Genomic DNA, 16,422 nt, shown 5'->3' with positions numbered 1-16,422 from the left:
GAAGGAATCATAAGCTTTAAATAATTATGTAAGCGTTTACTATGGGGAGGTAGATTATATTGATGATGCAGACGCCTTTAACGATGACGCAAATGATTAAAAGAGCAGAAAAGTATTTTTCGAAGAAAGAAGTAGTATCTAGAACAGGCTCAGGCTTTCACCGTTTCACTTACAGGCAAATCGCCGAAAGGACAAAGAAGCTGGCAGCAGCCCTTGAATCAATCGGGGTGGAAAGGGGCGATAAGGTCGGTACCCTTGCCTGGAACCACCACCGGCATCTAGAGGCCTATTTTGCTATTCCCTGCAGCGGCGCTGTGCTGCATACCATCAATATCAGACTCTCCCCACAGCATATTTCCTATATTATCAATCATGCAGAAGACAAAGTATTATTGATAGATCCTGATATTGTCCCCCTCATCGAGAAATGCCAGCAGGAGCTGTCTACGGTGAAGGCCTATATCATCATGGGGGATGAAGGGCAGCTGCCGGAAACCACGCTTTCCCCGGTTTATCATTACGAAGAGTTTCTTGAAACAGGCAGAAGCGATTATGAGTATCCTGATGACCTTGATGAGAACAGCCCGGCCGGAATGTGCTATACCTCTGCAACGACCGGTAATCCGAAAGGGGTCATCTATTCCCACAGGGGCATTGTCCTGCACAGCATGGCATTAGGGATGGCAGACAGTGCAGCAGTAAGCGAGAAGGATATTGCCATGCCTGTTGTGCCGATGTTCCATGTCAATGCATGGGGACTTCCGTTCGCGGCCGTGTGGTTCGGAACCTCGCTTGTTATGCCTGGACCATATTTTACGCCAAAGCTTTTGGCAGAACTGGTACAAAGTGAAAAAGTAACCATCACAGCCGGTGTGCCGACCATCTGGCTTGGACTGCTGAAGGAGCTTGATGAGAATGAATATGACATGTCAAGCCTCAGATCTATCCTTTGCGGAGGGTCTGCAGCGCCGAAAGGGATGATTAAAGCATTTGAGCAAAAGCATAAGATTCCGTTCATGCATGCATATGGGATGACAGAAACAAGCCCGCTAGTAGTCATTTCGACCTTAAAAAGCTATCAGGAGGAATTGTCTGTTGAAGAAAAGCTCGATATCAAAGCGAAGCAGGGAATCCTTGTGCCAGGCCTGGAAATGAAGGCAGTCGGAAAAGACGGTGAGGTCAAATGGGACGGCAAGGAAATGGGGGAGCTTGCGATCCGCGGACCGTGGATTGCCTCGGAATATTATAAAGATGACCGGACTGACGAAGCCTTCAAGGATGGCTGGCTTTATACAGGGGACGTGGTCACCCTTGATGAAGAAGGCTTTATGAAGATCGTCGACAGGACAAAGGACCTGATCAAAAGCGGCGGTGAATGGATCAGCTCGGTTGATCTTGAAAATGCTTTGATGGCACACGAAGCCGTTTTTGAAGCGGCTGTTGTAGCAGTCCCGCATGAACAATGGCAGGAACGGCCTGTGGCCTGTGTGGTGCTGAAAGACAGCCATAAAGGTTTGGATAAACAGGAGCTCTATGATTTCCTTCAGCCTCAGTTTGCAAAATGGTGGCTGCCTGATGAAATCTTATTCATGGAGGAAATCCCGAAAACGTCTGTAGGAAAATTCCTTAAAATGGCCCTGCGGGATCAAGTCCAGCAGCAGCTGGCCGCAAATTAGAGGAAGCAAGGCAGAGTGAACCACCTCTGCCTTTTCTTACGGCTAAATATGACAATATTTCAAATTATTCGATAAAAACTTTATAATGGTTCCGCCTATCTTTATAATAGAGATAACTATGACCAAGGAGGCTGCGGATATGGCAATAGAATGCAATACAGAAACTGTGAAGGTATCCATCAAAAACAGGGTGGCAGTGGTTGAGATGAACAGGCCGGAATCCCTGAACGCACTGGATGAGGAAATGATCAGAGGACTGGCTGCAAACCTGAAGCAGATCAGTACAGATGAAAATGTCGACATCGTCGTGCTTAAAGGAAGCGGAAGAGCCTTTTCCTCCGGCGGCGATATTAAAACGATGCTTTCGTCCACAAATGAAAGCGATTTCTACACAGTGATGGACTGCATCAGCGATCTTGTCATCACACTCTATACCATGCCGAAGCTGACAATCAGCTCTGTGACTGGGGCAGCCGCCGGGCTTGGATTCAGCCTGGCGCTGGCTACAGACTATATATTGGCCGACAAATCAAGCAAGCTTGCCATGAACTTTATCGGCATCGGGCTGATTCCTGATGGAGGCTCGCATTTCTTCCTTGAGCGCAAGCTTGGTGAGGATAAAGCAAAGCATCTGATCTGGGAAGGAAAAGCAATGCCGGCCGAAGAGGCCTTTCAGAATGGCCTCATCCATGAAATTGCTGTTGGCAATATTGAAGAAGCCCTTAACGCAAAAATTGAAAATTGGCTTTCAAAGCCCGTGTCTGCCATGATCAAGACCAAAAAGATCCTCGCAGAAAAAAATCGGCCGCAGCTTCTTAAAATGCTTGAGCTTGAAAAACATGGACAATACAAAATGCGCAGCACAGAAGATCATCAGGAAGGCATTAAAGCTTTCATAGAAAAAAGAAAGCCGGTATTTAAAGGAAAATAAGCTGCAGTCTGATTCTGGAATTAATAAAACTGTTCAGGTTCCTAAAAATAAGAGCCGGACAAAAGGGGATGCTCCTTTCGTCCGGCTCTTATTGTTTTGATGTGCCGCAGGCGCCTTTAGCCTGGGTTCCTTAACCTGGTCAAGTACCTTCCGCTTCCTATGGATGAAATAATAACAGTTTCCCAAGCGGGGAGGTGCAGCGGTGGGTTTTGCTGCTGAGTCCTTTTTCGTTTAGGAGGTTTCCGCCGATTTCTTTCGCTTCGTCGTCGCTGCCGGCCTGGAAGCTTTCATCAAGGATTTTTTCTCCATCATTTTCGAAGGCTGTGAGTTTATAGGTTTTCATATGTCTTCTCCTTTTATTAAAAATTCTGATAGTTACTATTATTCTTGCATAATTTCTGTTTTTCTGCAAAGAGATTTTTCCTGTATTTTGAACCTTTTTTAAGGCTGAATCGTATAAGGTATAGAGAAGGAGGAGTTACGATGGTACTTGAGCTTGAACATGTGACAAAAAGATTTGGAAAGTTCACGGCGGTGGATGATCTGTCCCTGACCATCCCGGAAAAGGAAATGTTCGGATTTCTGGGGGCAAATGGTGCAGGTAAAACAACAACATTCCGGATGGTGCTCGGCCTGCTGGAGCCGACAAGCGGGCGCATTTCCTGGGACGGGAACACAATTGATTACTCGACAAGCCCAATCATAGGCTATCTCCCGGAAGAGCGCGGCCTTTATCCGAAGCTGAAGGTCAGGGATCAGGTTGTATACCTGGCAAGGCTGAGAGGGATGAAGAAGCCGGATATTCTGAAAGAGCTGGACTATTGGCTTAATAGGTTCAAGGTGCCGGAATACGCAAACAAAAAGGTGGAGGAACTTTCCAAGGGGAATCAGCAGAAGATCCAGTTTATTGCCAGCGTTATACATAAACCCAAGCTATTAATCCTTGATGAGCCTTTCAGCGGATTGGATCCGGTAAATGTCGAGCTATTGAAAAGCGCTGTGCTTGAACTAAAGGAGAAAGGCACGACCATTGTGTTTTCCAGCCACCGGATGGAGCATGTGGAGGAAATGTGCGAGCATTTATGCATCATGCATAAGGGACGCCCTGTTGTCCACGGAGCACTTAAGGAAATTAAAAGGGCGTTCGGGCGGAAGAACCTTGTGATCCATGCGGACTTCAAACTGGATTTCTTAAGCGGATTCCCTGGAGTGGAAAAGGTAAAGCAGACTGCGGAGGGCGTGCATCTGCAGATTGAAGGGGAAAAGGCTGCGGAGGCAATTTTAAAAGAAATTGCCGGCAGGGGATTTGTCAGGAAGTTTGTTCTTGAGGAGCCTTCGCTGAACGATATTTTCATAGAAAAGGTGGGTGCTTCTTATGAATAATTTCTGGATTATCCTATTCCACACATACTGGAGCAAACTGAAGACGAAATCATTCATTATTACAACGATTGTCACGCTGCTGCTGATCATCGGCCTTACAAATATGCAGCAGATCATTGAAACGTTCGACAGTGGAGATGATGAGGTAAAGGTGGCTGTAATCGATGAAACAGGCAATCTCCTGAATCCTCTCCAGCAGCAGCTGAATACAGCAGGCAGCACCCTGAAGCTTGAAGAGTTCAGCGGTTCGGCAGACGATGGCGAGGCAAAAGTGAAGGATGGCGATTATGCAGGGCTGCTTACTCTCTCAGCCGATTCCGAAGAGCTTCCTGCTGCCGAATACAAATCCCTCAGCCTGGCGGATACATCGGTATCAGGTGAGTTGGAGGGAGTCCTTCAGCAGGTAAAGACCGGGATCGCAGCCTCAAAAATCAATCTTTCTGAGGCAGAGCTTGCCAGTCTCTATGAGCCTGTCCAGTTCCAAAGGGACGCGCTGGAGGAGAATGCCAAAACAGAGGAAGAGCTGACACAGGCAAGGGGCCTTGTTTATGTGCTGCTGTTCATCATCTATTTTGCTGTCATCATGTATTCAAGCATGATTGCGATGGAAGTAGCTACGGAAAAATCTTCGCGTGTGATGGAAATCCTGATTTCAAGCGTTTCACCCATCAAGCAGATGTTCGCCAAAATTCTCGGGATCGCCTTGCTTAGCCTGACGCAGCTGTCGGTGCTGCTGCTGGTAGGCTACTTTTTCGTCAAGCGGAACCTTGAGTCGATGCAGGGAGGCTTCTTTGAATTCTTCGGATTCGGCGATATTCCGGCAGCCACTATCATGTATGCTGTAGTGTTCTTTATTCTCGGCTATCTCCTGTATGCCACACTTGCAGCTTTCCTGGGCTCGCTTGTCAGCAGGATCGAGGATGTCCAGCAGATGATCATGCCGATGACCATGCTCGTTGTAGCCGGCTTTATGATCGCGATCATCGGGCTGTCACAGCCGGAAAAAGCATTTGTGACCATCAGCTCCTATATCCCGTTCTTTACCCCGATGCTGATGTTCATGAGAGTAGGAATGCTCACCCTGCCGGTCTGGGAGCCGATAGCGGGGATTGGGATCCTGGTTGTGTCCATCCTGCTGCTCTCAATATTCGGAGCAAGGGTATACAAGGGCGGAGTGCTCATGTACGGAAAGTCCAATTCCTTCAAGGATATAAAAAAAGCTTTGCAGCTGTCTAAAAATAAATAGGCGGTCAATCAGCCCTGGCAAGCTTAATGAATAATTTCCGCCTATAAATGGGGCTGTTGATTTGCGTTCCAGGCACTCCGCTTTCCGCGGGGCGACGCTGAGCCTCCTCAGAGCAAGCTCTTGCGGGGTCTCAGCCTTGCCGCTATCTCCCGCAGGAGTCTGCGTGCCTTGCACTCCAATCAACAGGCTTAAATACTTAATGCCGCTGTTCCAATGTTCTAAAAAATAATGACTGCAGACAAACCCGATTTATATCAGGTTTGTCTGTTTTTTTATCCAAACAAAGAAGCAATCCCCTGATATCCAAAATAGATTCCGAAAAGAATAAGCGACAGTCCGGAAAGCATGCTGATGATGATGATCGCTTTTGAGGTCAGGAACCGCCTGAATCCGCTCGTCAGGCCTGCCACAAAAATGTCCCAAAGGCCCAGTCCGATAAAAATCATGAGGCTGTAGACAAGAAGCTGGCCTGTCCCAAAGGAGGACGCCGTTTTGGCCAAAACCGATCCGTAAATCCCCAGCCAAAACAAAATCGACAGCGGGCTTGAAACCGACATGATGAATCCGGTGAAAAAGCATTTGAACAGCGATTCTTTGCTCCGTATGTAAGTGACAGATATTTTATTGGCATTCATCATGCCTTCGATTCCGGAATAAAGAAGAATAAAACCGCCGAACAGCCACAGGAAGGTTTGAATCATAGGGGAGTCAAGGAATTGCACGAGTCCGAGATAGACGATCAGCATATAAACCCCGTCAGCGATCATCGATCCCGCGCCGACAATCCATGCGTGCCAAAATCCGTTTTTCAGCCCCTTTTCCAGCCTGACAGCATTGACAGGGCCGATCGGCGCCGCCAGTGAAAGTCCTAAAACGATATAGCTGATGTATATTCCAATGCTCAATGATATCACTCGCCTATTCAAGGATTAGCCCGGAAGGACTTGTACAATTTTATGCAGCAAACACAGAGGGTAGGACCGCAAATCTTAAAATCTCCAGCTTTGTGTTTTTGGAATAATATGAAATTAGTCTGTTCTCTTCCTGGTCGGCATATGGTATAGTAGCTTATGAAAATAGCATATTTTGGCACTGGGGGTGCCGGTAGAGGCCGGCTGAGAGTAAGACCCGTTTTTAGTCTTTGACCCTTTTATACCTGATCTGGTTCGTACCAGCGGAGGGAAGTGTAGATGGCTTTTATTTGTCATACATACGCGGACTCCTTTTGCAGGAGTCCGCTTTTTAGCTTCTGCAGAAGAAAGATGCGGCAGCTGTATGCCATTTTTTGGCCTGGCATGCCCCCGGTGCAATATGCAAGGGGGGTTTTTGCTGTGAAAAAATAAACGCATGAAAAAATAGTGTGCAGATAACTTGATGTTTTTATTTTGAAAAATGCAAGAAAGTTTCTATTAGATTTTATTCACTGCTGGGGGAGCTTTACAGGCTGAGAAAGGAAAATCCTAAACCCTTGGAACCTGATCTGATTAATGTCAGCGTAGGGAAGCAGCCGGCATGGCCTGCTTCCTCCGTAAAAAACTGCCCTGAGGCACAAAGATGGAGGAGGAAGAAGTATGAAAGATTTATATCAAATGAATAGACTGTTTTTTTCAGGAAGCCGGAAAGTATATGTAAACGGCATCAGGGACGATATAAAGGTCCCGGTCAGGGAAATAATCCAGGAAAGCTCGAGGACTGCTATTGGAACAGAGGACAATCCGCCTGTTTGTGTATATGACACGAGCGGCCCTTATTCTGATCCTGATTTTGAGATAGATATAACGAAAGGTTTGCCCCGGGTAAGGGAAGGCTGGATTGAGGAGCGGAAGGATGCGGAAGCTTATCAAGGCAGAGTGCAGAAGCCGGAGGATAACGGGCTTCGGGCCGGGACCGAAGTTTCTTATGCAGACATTTTCCCGAATAAAGCCCCCTTCCCTCTCAAGGCAAAAGAGGGCAGGAATGTGACTCAGCTGCATTATGCCCGGAAAGGGGTCATTACACCTGAAATGGAGTTCATCGCCATCAGGGAAAATCTGGATCCTGAATTCGTCAGGAGCGAGGTGGCAAGCGGAAGGGCGATCATTCCTGCCAATATCAATCACCCGGAGGCGGAACCGATGATCATCGGTCGCCATTTTCATGTGAAGGTCAATGCGAATATCGGCAATTCGGCTGTTTCTTCCTCCATCGCGGAAGAAGTGGAAAAAATGACCTGGGCAGTGCACTGGGGGGCAGATACGATTATGGATCTTTCGACCGGGAAGAACATCCATGAAACCCGTGAATGGGTCATCCGCAATTCTCCAGTTCCTGTTGGGACTGTACCGATTTATCAGGCACTTGAAAAGGTGAAGGGGATTGCCGGGGATCTGACCTGGGACATATACAGGGATACCTTGATAGAGCAGGCTGAACAGGGAGTGGATTATTTTACAATCCATGCAGGGGTGCTGCTCCGCTATATTCAGTTGACTGCCGAAAGGACGACAGGTATTGTATCCAGGGGAGGGTCGATCATGGCCCAATGGTGCCTCCAGCATCATAAAGAGAATTTCCTGTATACGCATTTTGAGGAAATCTGTGAAATTTTAAAAGCTTACGATATTTCCATCTCTCTCGGAGATGGGCTGCGTCCGGGTTCTATAGCAGATGCGAATGATGAGGCTCAATTTGCGGAGCTAGAAACGCTCGGAGAGTTAACTGAAATAGCCTGGAAGCATGATGTCCAGGTGATGATCGAGGGGCCGGGGCATGTTCCGATGCATAAGATCAAAGAAAATGTAGATAAGCAGATGGAAATTTGCAAGGAGGCGCCATTTTATACGCTTGGCCCACTGACGACAGATATAGCCCCGGGATATGATCATATTACATCCGCAATAGGAGCAGCGATGATCGGATGGTTTGGCACTAGTATGCTTTGCTATGTAACGCCAAAGGAGCATCTTGGGCTTCCGGATAAAAACGATGTCAGGGAAGGGGTGATTGCTTATAAAATTGCAGCTCATGCCGCAGATCTAGCCAAAGACCATCCCGGTGCCCAGGTTCGGGACGATGCATTGTCAAAGGCCAGGTTCGATTTCAGGTGGAACGACCAGTTCAATTTATCCCTGGATCCTGAACGGGCGCGGGCATACCATGATGAAACCCTGCCGGCCGAGGGGGCAAAAACCGCCCATTTCTGTTCTATGTGCGGCCCTAAATTTTGTTCTATGCGCATTTCCAAGGATATCCGCCAGATGGCCAAAGGTCAGGGGAAAACCGTTTCAGAGGCAATTGAGGATACAATGGAGCAAAAAGCCGGGGAGTTTGCCAGCCGTGGCTCATCCATCTATTGAACATAGAAGAAATACTGAAGTTTGGAAAATGGAAGAGCAGATCCTCAATATGCAGCAAAAGATCCGGGGGCTGGAAAAGCAAATTTCAGAGATACAGAGAAGCTGCTCCCATATCTATTATGAGGCAGATGGATACAGGACCTGCACAAAATGCCGCAAGAGCGAATCGGTCCACTATTGAATAAGACAAAGGCTTGCCAGGATATCCCGGCAGGCCTTTGTCTATTCGCTGGACTGTTTTTCCATTTGCCTTTGTATGCTGCCGTAAGTAGGCAGATAAACAATGCCGATGCTCCATGCAGCAGCAGCCGTGAACTTCCAGCTTCCTGTCAGAGCCGAAATGATGATGAACAAAAGAAACAGGCCAGCAGAAATATATTTGAGTCTAATAAGTGCCGATTGAGGATTTTTATACAAGGGTAATCACTCCTAATGTTATTTGCTTCTTATACTCTCCGAAGATGCAAAAGGTTCAAAGCCTGATAACTTTTTGTAGAGGAACGTGCATTCGCTTTTTCCAGGTGATAAAATAGGAGAAAAGCGCTGAAAGGGAACATTATGAAGGAAATTACATTTATTCATGCAGCAGACCTGCATCTGGACAGCCCTATGCTCGGGCTTTCCAGCCTGCAGGATGATTTATTCGATAAAATTAAAGAAAGCACATTTGCCGCTCTGAAAAATATAGTGGATGCTGCCCTTGCAAGGAAGGTGGACTTTGTCATTCTGGCAGGAGATCTGTTTGACGGTGAAGACAGGAGCATAAAGGCACAGGCAAGGCTGCGAAAGGAAATGAACCGCCTTGCGGAAAAGAATATACCTGTTTACGCAGTCCATGGAAATCATGACCATTTTGAGGGCACCTGGTCCCACATCAGTCTGCCGGACAATGTACATATTTTCCCTCACCAGCCAAGTGAGGAAAGCTATACAGCACCAAATGGGACAACGGTCAGCCTGCATGGCTTCAGCTACCCGAGGAGGCATGTTTCCGAGAGGATGATCAGCCAGTATCCGGTTCGGGGAATGTCGGACTTCCATATCGGCATCCTGCATGGCAGCCTTGAAGGGGAGACCGGCCATGGCCGCTATGCCCCGTTTATTTTAAAAGAGCTGCTGGATAAGGAATACGACTACTGGGCTCTGGGCCATATCCATAAAAGAATGGTTCTGAATGCTGAGCCGCCGGTCATCTATCCGGGAAATACTCAGGGGCGCAGCCGGAAGGAAAGCGGGGCGAAAGGCTGCTACCATGTCACACTGAATGAAGCAGGGGCAGATTTTGAATTTCTTCAATGCCACAGCTTCCGCTGGGAGCAGAGAACAGTCGATATCAGCGGACTATCAGCATTTGATGAGGTCTACAGCAGGTGCCTTCAAGCTGTTGAAGAAGAGCGGAAGAATGGCGGTGTCATTCTTGAACTTTTCCTGGAGGGGGCATCACTCAGTCCGCAGGATATGAATGCTGTGGCCGGGGGTGAACTGCTCTCACTCCTTCAAGAGGAAGAGGTAGGGAATATGCCATTTGTATGGGTGAGCGCAGTTATAGCCGAAGAGCAGCAGAGCTGGGACAGAAATCAGCTGAGGGAAAAAGCAGATTTTTTCAGCGGGCTGTTTGCTGCTGCGGACGGGTTTGAAGATTTTGAAGAAAGCTTGGGAAGCCTTTACAGCCACCCGCTGGCAAGAAGGTATGCAGAAAGTATGGAGGAGGGGGAAAAGGCAGTGCTTTTAAAAGAAGCGGAAGAGATGCTGCTGGGGCTCCTTTACAAAAATGACTGAAAGGCAGCGCAGGGAAGGGGAACAGCTCTATGAAAATACTTGAAATCCATATATACGGCTACGGCAAACTTGAAGATGCTGTCTATTCCGGCATTGGAGATTTCCAGGTCTTCTTTGGCGAAAATGAAGCAGGCAAATCTACCATCATGTCTTTTATACACAGCATCCTGTTTGGCTTTCCCTCCAGGCAGCAGGCTGAGCTCAGATATGAACCGAAATTTGGGGCGAAATACGGAGGCAGGATCACAGCTTCCTTCCCTGGAAGGGGAAAAGCAGTCATCGAGCGGGTAAAAGGAAAATCAGCAGGAGATGTAAGTGTGGTGATGGAGACTGGGGAACGAGGAGGGGAAGAGCTCCTTGGCGAACTCCTTTCACATGTAGATAAAACGCTTTTCCAGGCCATTTTTTCATTCAATCTCCATGGGCTGCAGAATGTCCACTCCATGAAAAATGAAGAGCTGAGCAAATTCCTTTTTTCCGCCGGTGCTATAGGGTCTGATCGTCTGGCAGCTGCAGAAAACAAAATACAGAAAGAAATGGAAGGGCTTTTTAGGCCGGGCGGGAAAATCCCTGTTTTGAATGACCAGCTGAAAAAACTGAAGCAGCTGCATGCTGATCTTAAAAAAGCAGAACAGAAAAACGGACAATATTGGGCCATGGCGGCTGAGCGGAAGGCTGCTGCCGCGAGGATTGAAAGCCTGCGCAATGAAGCAGATGCATTAGGGGTCCGGCTCTATCAGCTGGAAGAGTGGATGCGTATGGGCCCGGTCCATAAAAAGGTGCAGCTTTTAAGGCAGGAAGCAGAAGCCGGTACAGGGGGGCGTTTTCCTCCGGGAGGGCTGGAGAAACTGGAGCAGCTGAACCAAAATGAAATCCCGCTGAAGGGAAGGGATGCGAGCCTTTCAGCCAGGCTTGCTGCCCTTAGGGAAGAGGCAGGGAAGATCAGCCCGGATCAGCTGGTCCTTGATCATGAAAAAGAGATCCTGTCACTTCACGAAAAGATGCCTGCATACGGACAGCTTGTCCAGCAGGCTAAGCAGGCTTCCTATAAAATCAGGAAGCTGGAGGAAGAGTCGGATCAATTGAAGGACAGGCTTCATCTGCGCTTGTCAGATGAAGAGCTGGAACAGGCAGATACAAGCATCTTCATGCAGGAAAAAACTGCTGAGGCACAGCGCAAAAAGCAGAGGCTTGCAGAAAAGCGTGCGGAGCTTGATGAACGCTTCTCGGAAGAAAAGGACAGGCTGGTCAGCTTGGAAGAGGAATTAAATCAGGTGAATGCCGCTCTCCTGCCCGATGAAGAGCTGGGAGAAATCCGCCGCCGGCTCGCGGGGGAATCTGATCCCGAGAGTCTTCTGAGAAAAAGGGAAGACCTTGAGGGAAGGTCAGCCTTCCTGAAGAATGCAATCCGGCATGACAAAGCATCGCAGCAAAAACAGCGTGCAGCAGTAAAGATTCAGGCGCTGATGGTTGCGCTCATCTGTGCCGGGCTGATTGCCTGGGGCCTGGCAGATAGCCAATGGGAGTTTATGCTTGCAGCTATACCAGGATTTGCTTTTATTGCCTGGCTTTTATTGAAAAAAGAAGACAACAGCCCATCGAGATTTCTAAAGGAAGAGCTTATTTCCATTGAGAAAAGCATGGAAGAACTGGATGAACGCATAAAAAGTCCGCAGGCGGAAGGGGCGTTTTACCTGAAAGAGCGGATTGAAAAGGACAGGCAGCTTAGGGAACGCCAGCTGCAGCTGAATGTCAGGCTGCAGCAGCAGAATGAGCAATATGATAAAGTCATTGCTGCTTTTGAAATATGGGAGGAAGAATCCGCCCTTGCAGACAGCCTTCTTGCAGAACTCGGCAGGCAGCTGTTCATTCCTGCTTCCTTGGCACAGTCCCATGTCCATGATGCTTTCATGCTGCTGGAAAAGCTGAAATCGGTCAGGCGTGAGCTCCGCCATGAAAAAGCGGAGGCAGCTGCTGCTGAGAAAGCTGCTGCTGAAATTGCTGGACTCGCCAATAGGCTTGCAGAGCTCATCCTAGAAGAAGCAGGAGGCAGTGTGCAGGAGACAGCCTTTACTTTGAAAAAACGGCTGCTGGAGGCTCAGGGCAAATGGAATGAGCTTAAATCAAAGGAAGCAGCCATACAGGAGCTGAAAGAAGAGAAAGAGCAATGTGTTCGAGAGCTGGCTTACATCAGTGAAGAAAAAGAAAAGCTGTTCTTGACTGCTGAGGCAGGCACAGAGGGGGATTTCATTGAAAAAGGGATTCATGCAGTAAAGCAGGAAGAGCTGCAGGAAGAAATCAGGCATCTGGACAGGCAGCTGAAGCTTTCTTCCTTAACGGAAAAGGAAAGGGTTGAGTTCTCTGCCATTCCTGCTCCTGAAGCGGAAATTGCACGCTGCAGAGAAACCCTGGACGATATCAAAAAAGAACTCCCTCAGCTTCAGGATAAAGTGGCATCGCTGAACCATGAAATTGCCATGATCGAGGAAGGCGGCTTATACAGCGACCTGCTGCATAGATTTTCCCTTGCAAAGAGCGAGTTCAATGAAGGGGCGAGAAAGTGGGCCAAATATGCATTGGCCAGAAAGCTCCTTGAGAATACCGCTGAAGCGTACAAGCAAGAATATATGCCGGAGATGCTGGGAAAGGCGGAAGAATTTCTTTCCGTACTGACAGGCGGGCACTATGTCCGCATCACTCCAAAAGAAGAGGGGGCAGGACTTCTCGTGGAGAAAGGCGATGGCACCCTTTTCGAAGCCAATGAACTCAGCCAGGCAACGGCTGAGCAGGTGTATGTTTCCATCAGGCTGGCCTTGGCGGCAGCCATCTATAAAAGATACTCATTCCCTATCATCATCGATGACAGCTTCGTCAATTTCGATCATGTAAGAACCAGGAGGATGATTGAGCTCCTGAGGGGTCTGAGGGGCCATCAGATATTGTTTTTTACCTGCCAAAGGCATCTGCTTGAACACTTTCATCCAGATGAGGCGGCAGACCTTCAGGGCAGGAAAGTACAGCTCGCTGATAATTGAAATCAGGCTCTCTTCTTATCAGTCACATCGGCATCAGTCCCTTGCACGCAAGGGGCTTTTTGCTGTGTTCCAATTCTGGACAGCGGATGCTGCATAAAATCCGGAGAGGGATTGCCCCTGCTCATAAATTGCCAGGGGAGACGAATCGTTCAGCCTGCTATACTGAATGCCTGGTATGTTATAATATTTTCATAGAAGGGAGCGTCGGTAGACCTATGAATAAGGGGATTATGAATTACGAGGTTGGAGAGCAGGCAGAGCTGTTCATGCTGATTAAAAGCTCGACGAAAGGAATTGCCAGCAATGGCAAACCATTCTTATCGCTCGTCTTCCAGGATCAGAGCGGCGATATAGAAGCAAAGCTCTGGGATGCTTCTGAAGAAGATGTTAAAAGCTACTCTCCTGAAACGATTGTTAAAGTTGCAGGCGATATCCAGAATTACCGGGGCCGGAGCCAATTGCGGATCCGCCAGATCCGGACGGCCTCACCATCTGATTCTGTCAAACTGGCAGACTTCCTGGAGACAGCACCGATCGGCACAGATGAAATGACCAGCAAAATTACACAGTATATATTCGAGATGAAGAATCCGAATATCCAGCGTATCACAAGGCATCTGATCAAAAAGCATAATGAGGCATTCCTTCATTATCCGGCAGCAACAAAGAACCATCATGAATTTGTTTCCGGACTGGCTTACCATGTCGTGAGCATGCTGGATCTGGCCAAGGCGATTTCAGGCCTTTATCCAAGCCTTGATAAGGATCTTTTGTATGCCGGGGTTATTCTCCATGATCTTGGAAAGGTAATTGAGCTTTCCGGGCCGATTTCGACTTCTTATACGGTGGAAGGAAATCTGCTAGGCCATATTACGATCATGGTGACTGAAATCGGCAAGGCTGCAGATGAACTGGGTATCTCAGGTGAAGAGGTGCTTGTGCTCCAGCATCTGGTCCTTTCCCATCATGGCAAAGCAGAATGGGGCAGCCCGAAGCCGCCGCTGATCAAAGAGGCGGAAATCCTCCATTATATAGATAATCTGGATGCAAAGATGAATATGATGGACAGGGCCTTGGAGAGAGTGAAGCCGGGAGAATATACAGAACGTGTATTTGCACTTGATAACCGTGCCTTCTATAAGCCGGTATTCCATAAATGATATCTGCAGTAAAATACCCCGTGCCAAAATGGCCGGGGTATTTTGATTGTGGTGCAATTTACCAAAAAAATAGGCGGAGTCCGGAAATCCTGTCATGCCGGCAATTGGAAAGTCCGGAAAAAATAAATCATTTTTTTAGAAATTATTACCATGTCATTATTGAACCAAATAATCCATAATATAACCATTATAGATAAAGGGGGAAATGTGAATGTTTAAAGCTGAAAGAGGATCAATGGAAGAGGCTTTGTATATTTTGCAGAATATTGGACTGCAGCTTAATGAATATGAAAAAACGAACTCAAACATTCCAGTGAAAAATTACAAGGAATTATTGGAATTCAGCATTTCCATTGCGAGGAAAACAACAGAAGTTTCTGAAACCATTGATGAAATGATCGGGGACATTGAATCCCAACTATAAAACTGCAGGCGGATTGAATTATGGACACTTTATTAGTATACAGTTAAGCAGCTGAACCTCAAATATGACGGTCAGCTGTTTTTTTGTATAAAAAGCAGCTTCGTATTTATATACCCTTAAGGGGAAAGGTTAAACCTGCAAATAGGATTTTATTTAAGCATATTTTAATTCTGACAGCCATATACATAAGCTACAAAGAAAAGATGGGACAGCCCTTCATGGAAAGGAGACAATAAAGCAATGATTCCAATTTGGGTATACCTGGTTGCAGCAGGGATTATCATAAGCGCCATAATGGCTGTAAAGACCGGGAAAGAAGAGCGCAGGGAAGAAAGGGAGGGAATAGAAAGTGAAGGTGAAATATACATGAAAAGGCTCGAGAGGGAGAAGGAAGAGCGGAAATCAGCTTCACGTTCTCTTTCGTGAAAAAAAGGCAGATCAATGGGATCTGCCTTTTCATCTGGATTATTATTGTGCAGCTGCCTCATTATCCAGGCTGCCTTCAAGGTCTTCATCCTTGAATTTCACGTTTGCATCTTTCAGTTCACGGTCCATTGCCGCTTGGATTTTTTCACCATCAAGCTTGGACACTTTTACTTCGTATTCCATTTTTTCCTTCATTTCCTCGAAGGATTTCTTTTCTTTTTTCTCGGTAGTCTGGATGATATGGTAGCCATGCTCAGTTTTAACCGGCTCGCTTATTTCATTTACATCCAGTGCGTAGGCTGCTTCTTCGAACTCAGGCACCATCTTGCCGGCACCGAACCAGCCAAGATCTCCTCCGTTTGCTGCAGAGCCTGGATCTTGTGAATATTCAGTAGCCAGGTCTTCAAATTTTGCACCTTCATCAAGCTTTTTCTTTACTTCCTTGGCCGTTTTTTCATCTTCCACAAGAATGTGGCGGGCCTTGATTTCAGGCTTATAGTTATCATAGTATTCTTTCACTTCTTTTTCAGTTGCCTCTACATCCTTGATGGCAGCCTTTTCCTGAAGAAGGCCGGTCTTGAATGTTTCCTTCAGATCTTCTTCATCTTCATAGCCATACTGGGCCAATGCCATTTCAAAGTTTGCGCCAAGCTGCTGTTTAAGCTCATCGATTTTTTCATTAAGCTCTTCATCTGAAACTTTATACTTTTCAGACAATACCTTTTTATAAACAAGCTCCTGGATGGCCTGTTCGCCCACCTTGTCCTTCATTGCATTATATAGCTCGTCCTTTGTAATATCGCCTGCTTTTGTTTCAACTACAACTTCTGAGCTGTCTTCTGCATTGGAGCTGCATGCACTCAGACCGATAACCCCTGCAGCTATGGAAAGGGATAGCATCCATTTTTTCATGTTGAACACTCCTAAAGTTTTTTGAATTTGCTGTAATACACAACCATTACTATAACACATATTCCAATTAGAGCAAAAACAATATCTGAATCCTTTTAGAAATTCTTTCAAAAAA

The 16,422-nt window shown here is 47.1% G+C and carries 14 protein-coding genes and 2 riboswitches; of the genes, 10 read left to right on the top strand and 4 right to left on the bottom strand.

From position 1 onward, the window contains the following. The first annotated feature begins 62 nt into the window (after positions 1–62). Together RBB45_RS07660 and RBB45_RS07655 are read left to right on the top strand one after the other, a co-directional pair. Positions 63–1,676 (top strand): long-chain fatty acid--CoA ligase, encoded by a 1,614-nt coding sequence (locus RBB45_RS07660; RefSeq protein ID WP_306009434.1) that lies wholly within the window; start codon positions 63–65, stop codon positions 1,674–1,676. Positions 1,677–1,815: 139 nt separating this feature from the next. Then, positions 1,816–2,607: an enoyl-CoA hydratase gene (locus tag RBB45_RS07655; RefSeq protein ID WP_022543562.1), complete on the top strand. Its 792-nt coding sequence runs from the start codon at positions 1,816–1,818 to the stop codon at positions 2,605–2,607. A gap of 157 nt (positions 2,608–2,764) precedes the next feature. Here RBB45_RS07655 and RBB45_RS07650 read toward each other — a convergent pair whose 3' ends face one another. Next, positions 2,765–2,950 (bottom strand): YhzD family protein, encoded by a 186-nt coding sequence (locus RBB45_RS07650; protein ID WP_306009385.1) that lies wholly within the window; start codon positions 2,948–2,950, stop codon positions 2,765–2,767. A gap of 140 nt (positions 2,951–3,090) precedes the next feature. Between RBB45_RS07650 and RBB45_RS07645 the strand changes: the two genes are divergently transcribed. Together RBB45_RS07645 and RBB45_RS07640 are read left to right on the top strand one after the other, a co-directional pair. Continuing rightward, on the top strand, positions 3,091–3,990 hold the full coding sequence (locus RBB45_RS07645) for an ABC transporter ATP-binding protein (RefSeq protein WP_009793930.1): 900 nt from the start codon (positions 3,091–3,093) through the stop codon (positions 3,988–3,990). Then, the gene (locus tag RBB45_RS07640; protein ID WP_148950100.1) at positions 3,983–5,236 is read left to right on the top strand and encodes an ABC transporter permease; all 1,254 of its coding nucleotides are present in this window, start codon (positions 3,983–3,985) and stop codon (positions 5,234–5,236) included. The genes RBB45_RS07645 and RBB45_RS07640 overlap by 8 nt, the downstream gene beginning before the upstream one ends. 272 nt (positions 5,237–5,508) lie before the next feature. On the opposite strand, the gene RBB45_RS07635 is transcribed toward RBB45_RS07640, so the two are convergent. Continuing rightward, the gene (locus tag RBB45_RS07635; RefSeq protein ID WP_009793928.1) at positions 5,509–6,141 is read right to left on the bottom strand and encodes a LysE family transporter; all 633 of its coding nucleotides are present in this window, start codon (positions 6,139–6,141) and stop codon (positions 5,509–5,511) included. A 179-nt stretch (positions 6,142–6,320) separates the two neighbouring features. Further along, positions 6,321–6,436: riboswitch (TPP riboswitch) on the top strand. A 218-nt stretch (positions 6,437–6,654) separates the two neighbouring features. Then, a riboswitch (TPP riboswitch) is annotated at positions 6,655–6,755 on the top strand. A gap of 52 nt (positions 6,756–6,807) precedes the next feature. On the opposite strand from RBB45_RS07635, the gene thiC reads away from it, so the two are divergent. After that, on the top strand, positions 6,808–8,571 hold the full coding sequence (gene thiC / locus RBB45_RS07630; protein WP_306009384.1) for a phosphomethylpyrimidine synthase ThiC: 1,764 nt from the start codon (positions 6,808–6,810) through the stop codon (positions 8,569–8,571). A gap of 222 nt (positions 8,572–8,793) precedes the next feature. Here thiC and RBB45_RS07625 read toward each other — a convergent pair whose 3' ends face one another. After that, entirely contained in the window at positions 8,794–8,988 is a 195-nt protein-coding gene (locus RBB45_RS07625) for a hypothetical protein (RefSeq protein ID WP_009793923.1), read from the bottom strand. Between the two features lie 141 nt (positions 8,989–9,129). Between RBB45_RS07625 and RBB45_RS07620 the strand changes: the two genes are divergently transcribed. The 5 genes from RBB45_RS07620 to RBB45_RS07600 all read left to right on the top strand — a co-directional run bounded on the left by RBB45_RS07620 (position 9,130) and on the right by RBB45_RS07600 (position 15,395). Further along, entirely contained in the window at positions 9,130–10,350 is a 1,221-nt protein-coding gene (locus RBB45_RS07620) for a metallophosphoesterase family protein (RefSeq protein WP_009793922.1), read from the top strand. Between the two features lie 29 nt (positions 10,351–10,379). Then, on the top strand, positions 10,380–13,385 hold the full coding sequence (locus RBB45_RS07615) for an AAA family ATPase (RefSeq protein ID WP_129613582.1): 3,006 nt from the start codon (positions 10,380–10,382) through the stop codon (positions 13,383–13,385). Positions 13,386–13,600: 215 nt separating this feature from the next. Further along, the gene (gene yhaM, locus RBB45_RS07610) at positions 13,601–14,545 is read left to right on the top strand and encodes a 3'-5' exoribonuclease YhaM (RefSeq protein ID WP_009793918.1); all 945 of its coding nucleotides are present in this window, start codon (positions 13,601–13,603) and stop codon (positions 14,543–14,545) included. Positions 14,546–14,756: 211 nt separating this feature from the next. Then, entirely contained in the window at positions 14,757–14,969 is a 213-nt protein-coding gene (locus tag RBB45_RS07605; protein WP_009793917.1) for a hypothetical protein, read from the top strand. A gap of 240 nt (positions 14,970–15,209) precedes the next feature. Then, on the top strand, positions 15,210–15,395 hold the full coding sequence (locus tag RBB45_RS07600) for a sporulation YhaL family protein (RefSeq protein WP_009793916.1): 186 nt from the start codon (positions 15,210–15,212) through the stop codon (positions 15,393–15,395). A gap of 42 nt (positions 15,396–15,437) precedes the next feature. Here the strand turns inward: RBB45_RS07600 and RBB45_RS07595 are convergent, their stop codons facing one another. Beyond that, the gene (locus tag RBB45_RS07595; RefSeq protein ID WP_224949928.1) at positions 15,438–16,307 is read right to left on the bottom strand and encodes a peptidylprolyl isomerase; all 870 of its coding nucleotides are present in this window, start codon (positions 16,305–16,307) and stop codon (positions 15,438–15,440) included. Positions 16,308–16,422 lie beyond the last annotated feature (115 nt).

The sequence above is a fragment of the Bacillus sp. MMSF_3328 genome (assembly GCF_030733525.1).
Lineage (GTDB): Bacteria > Bacillota > Bacilli > Bacillales > Cytobacillaceae > Bacillus_AB > Bacillus_AB infantis.
This window is presented reverse-complemented; position numbering and strand designations above follow the sequence as displayed.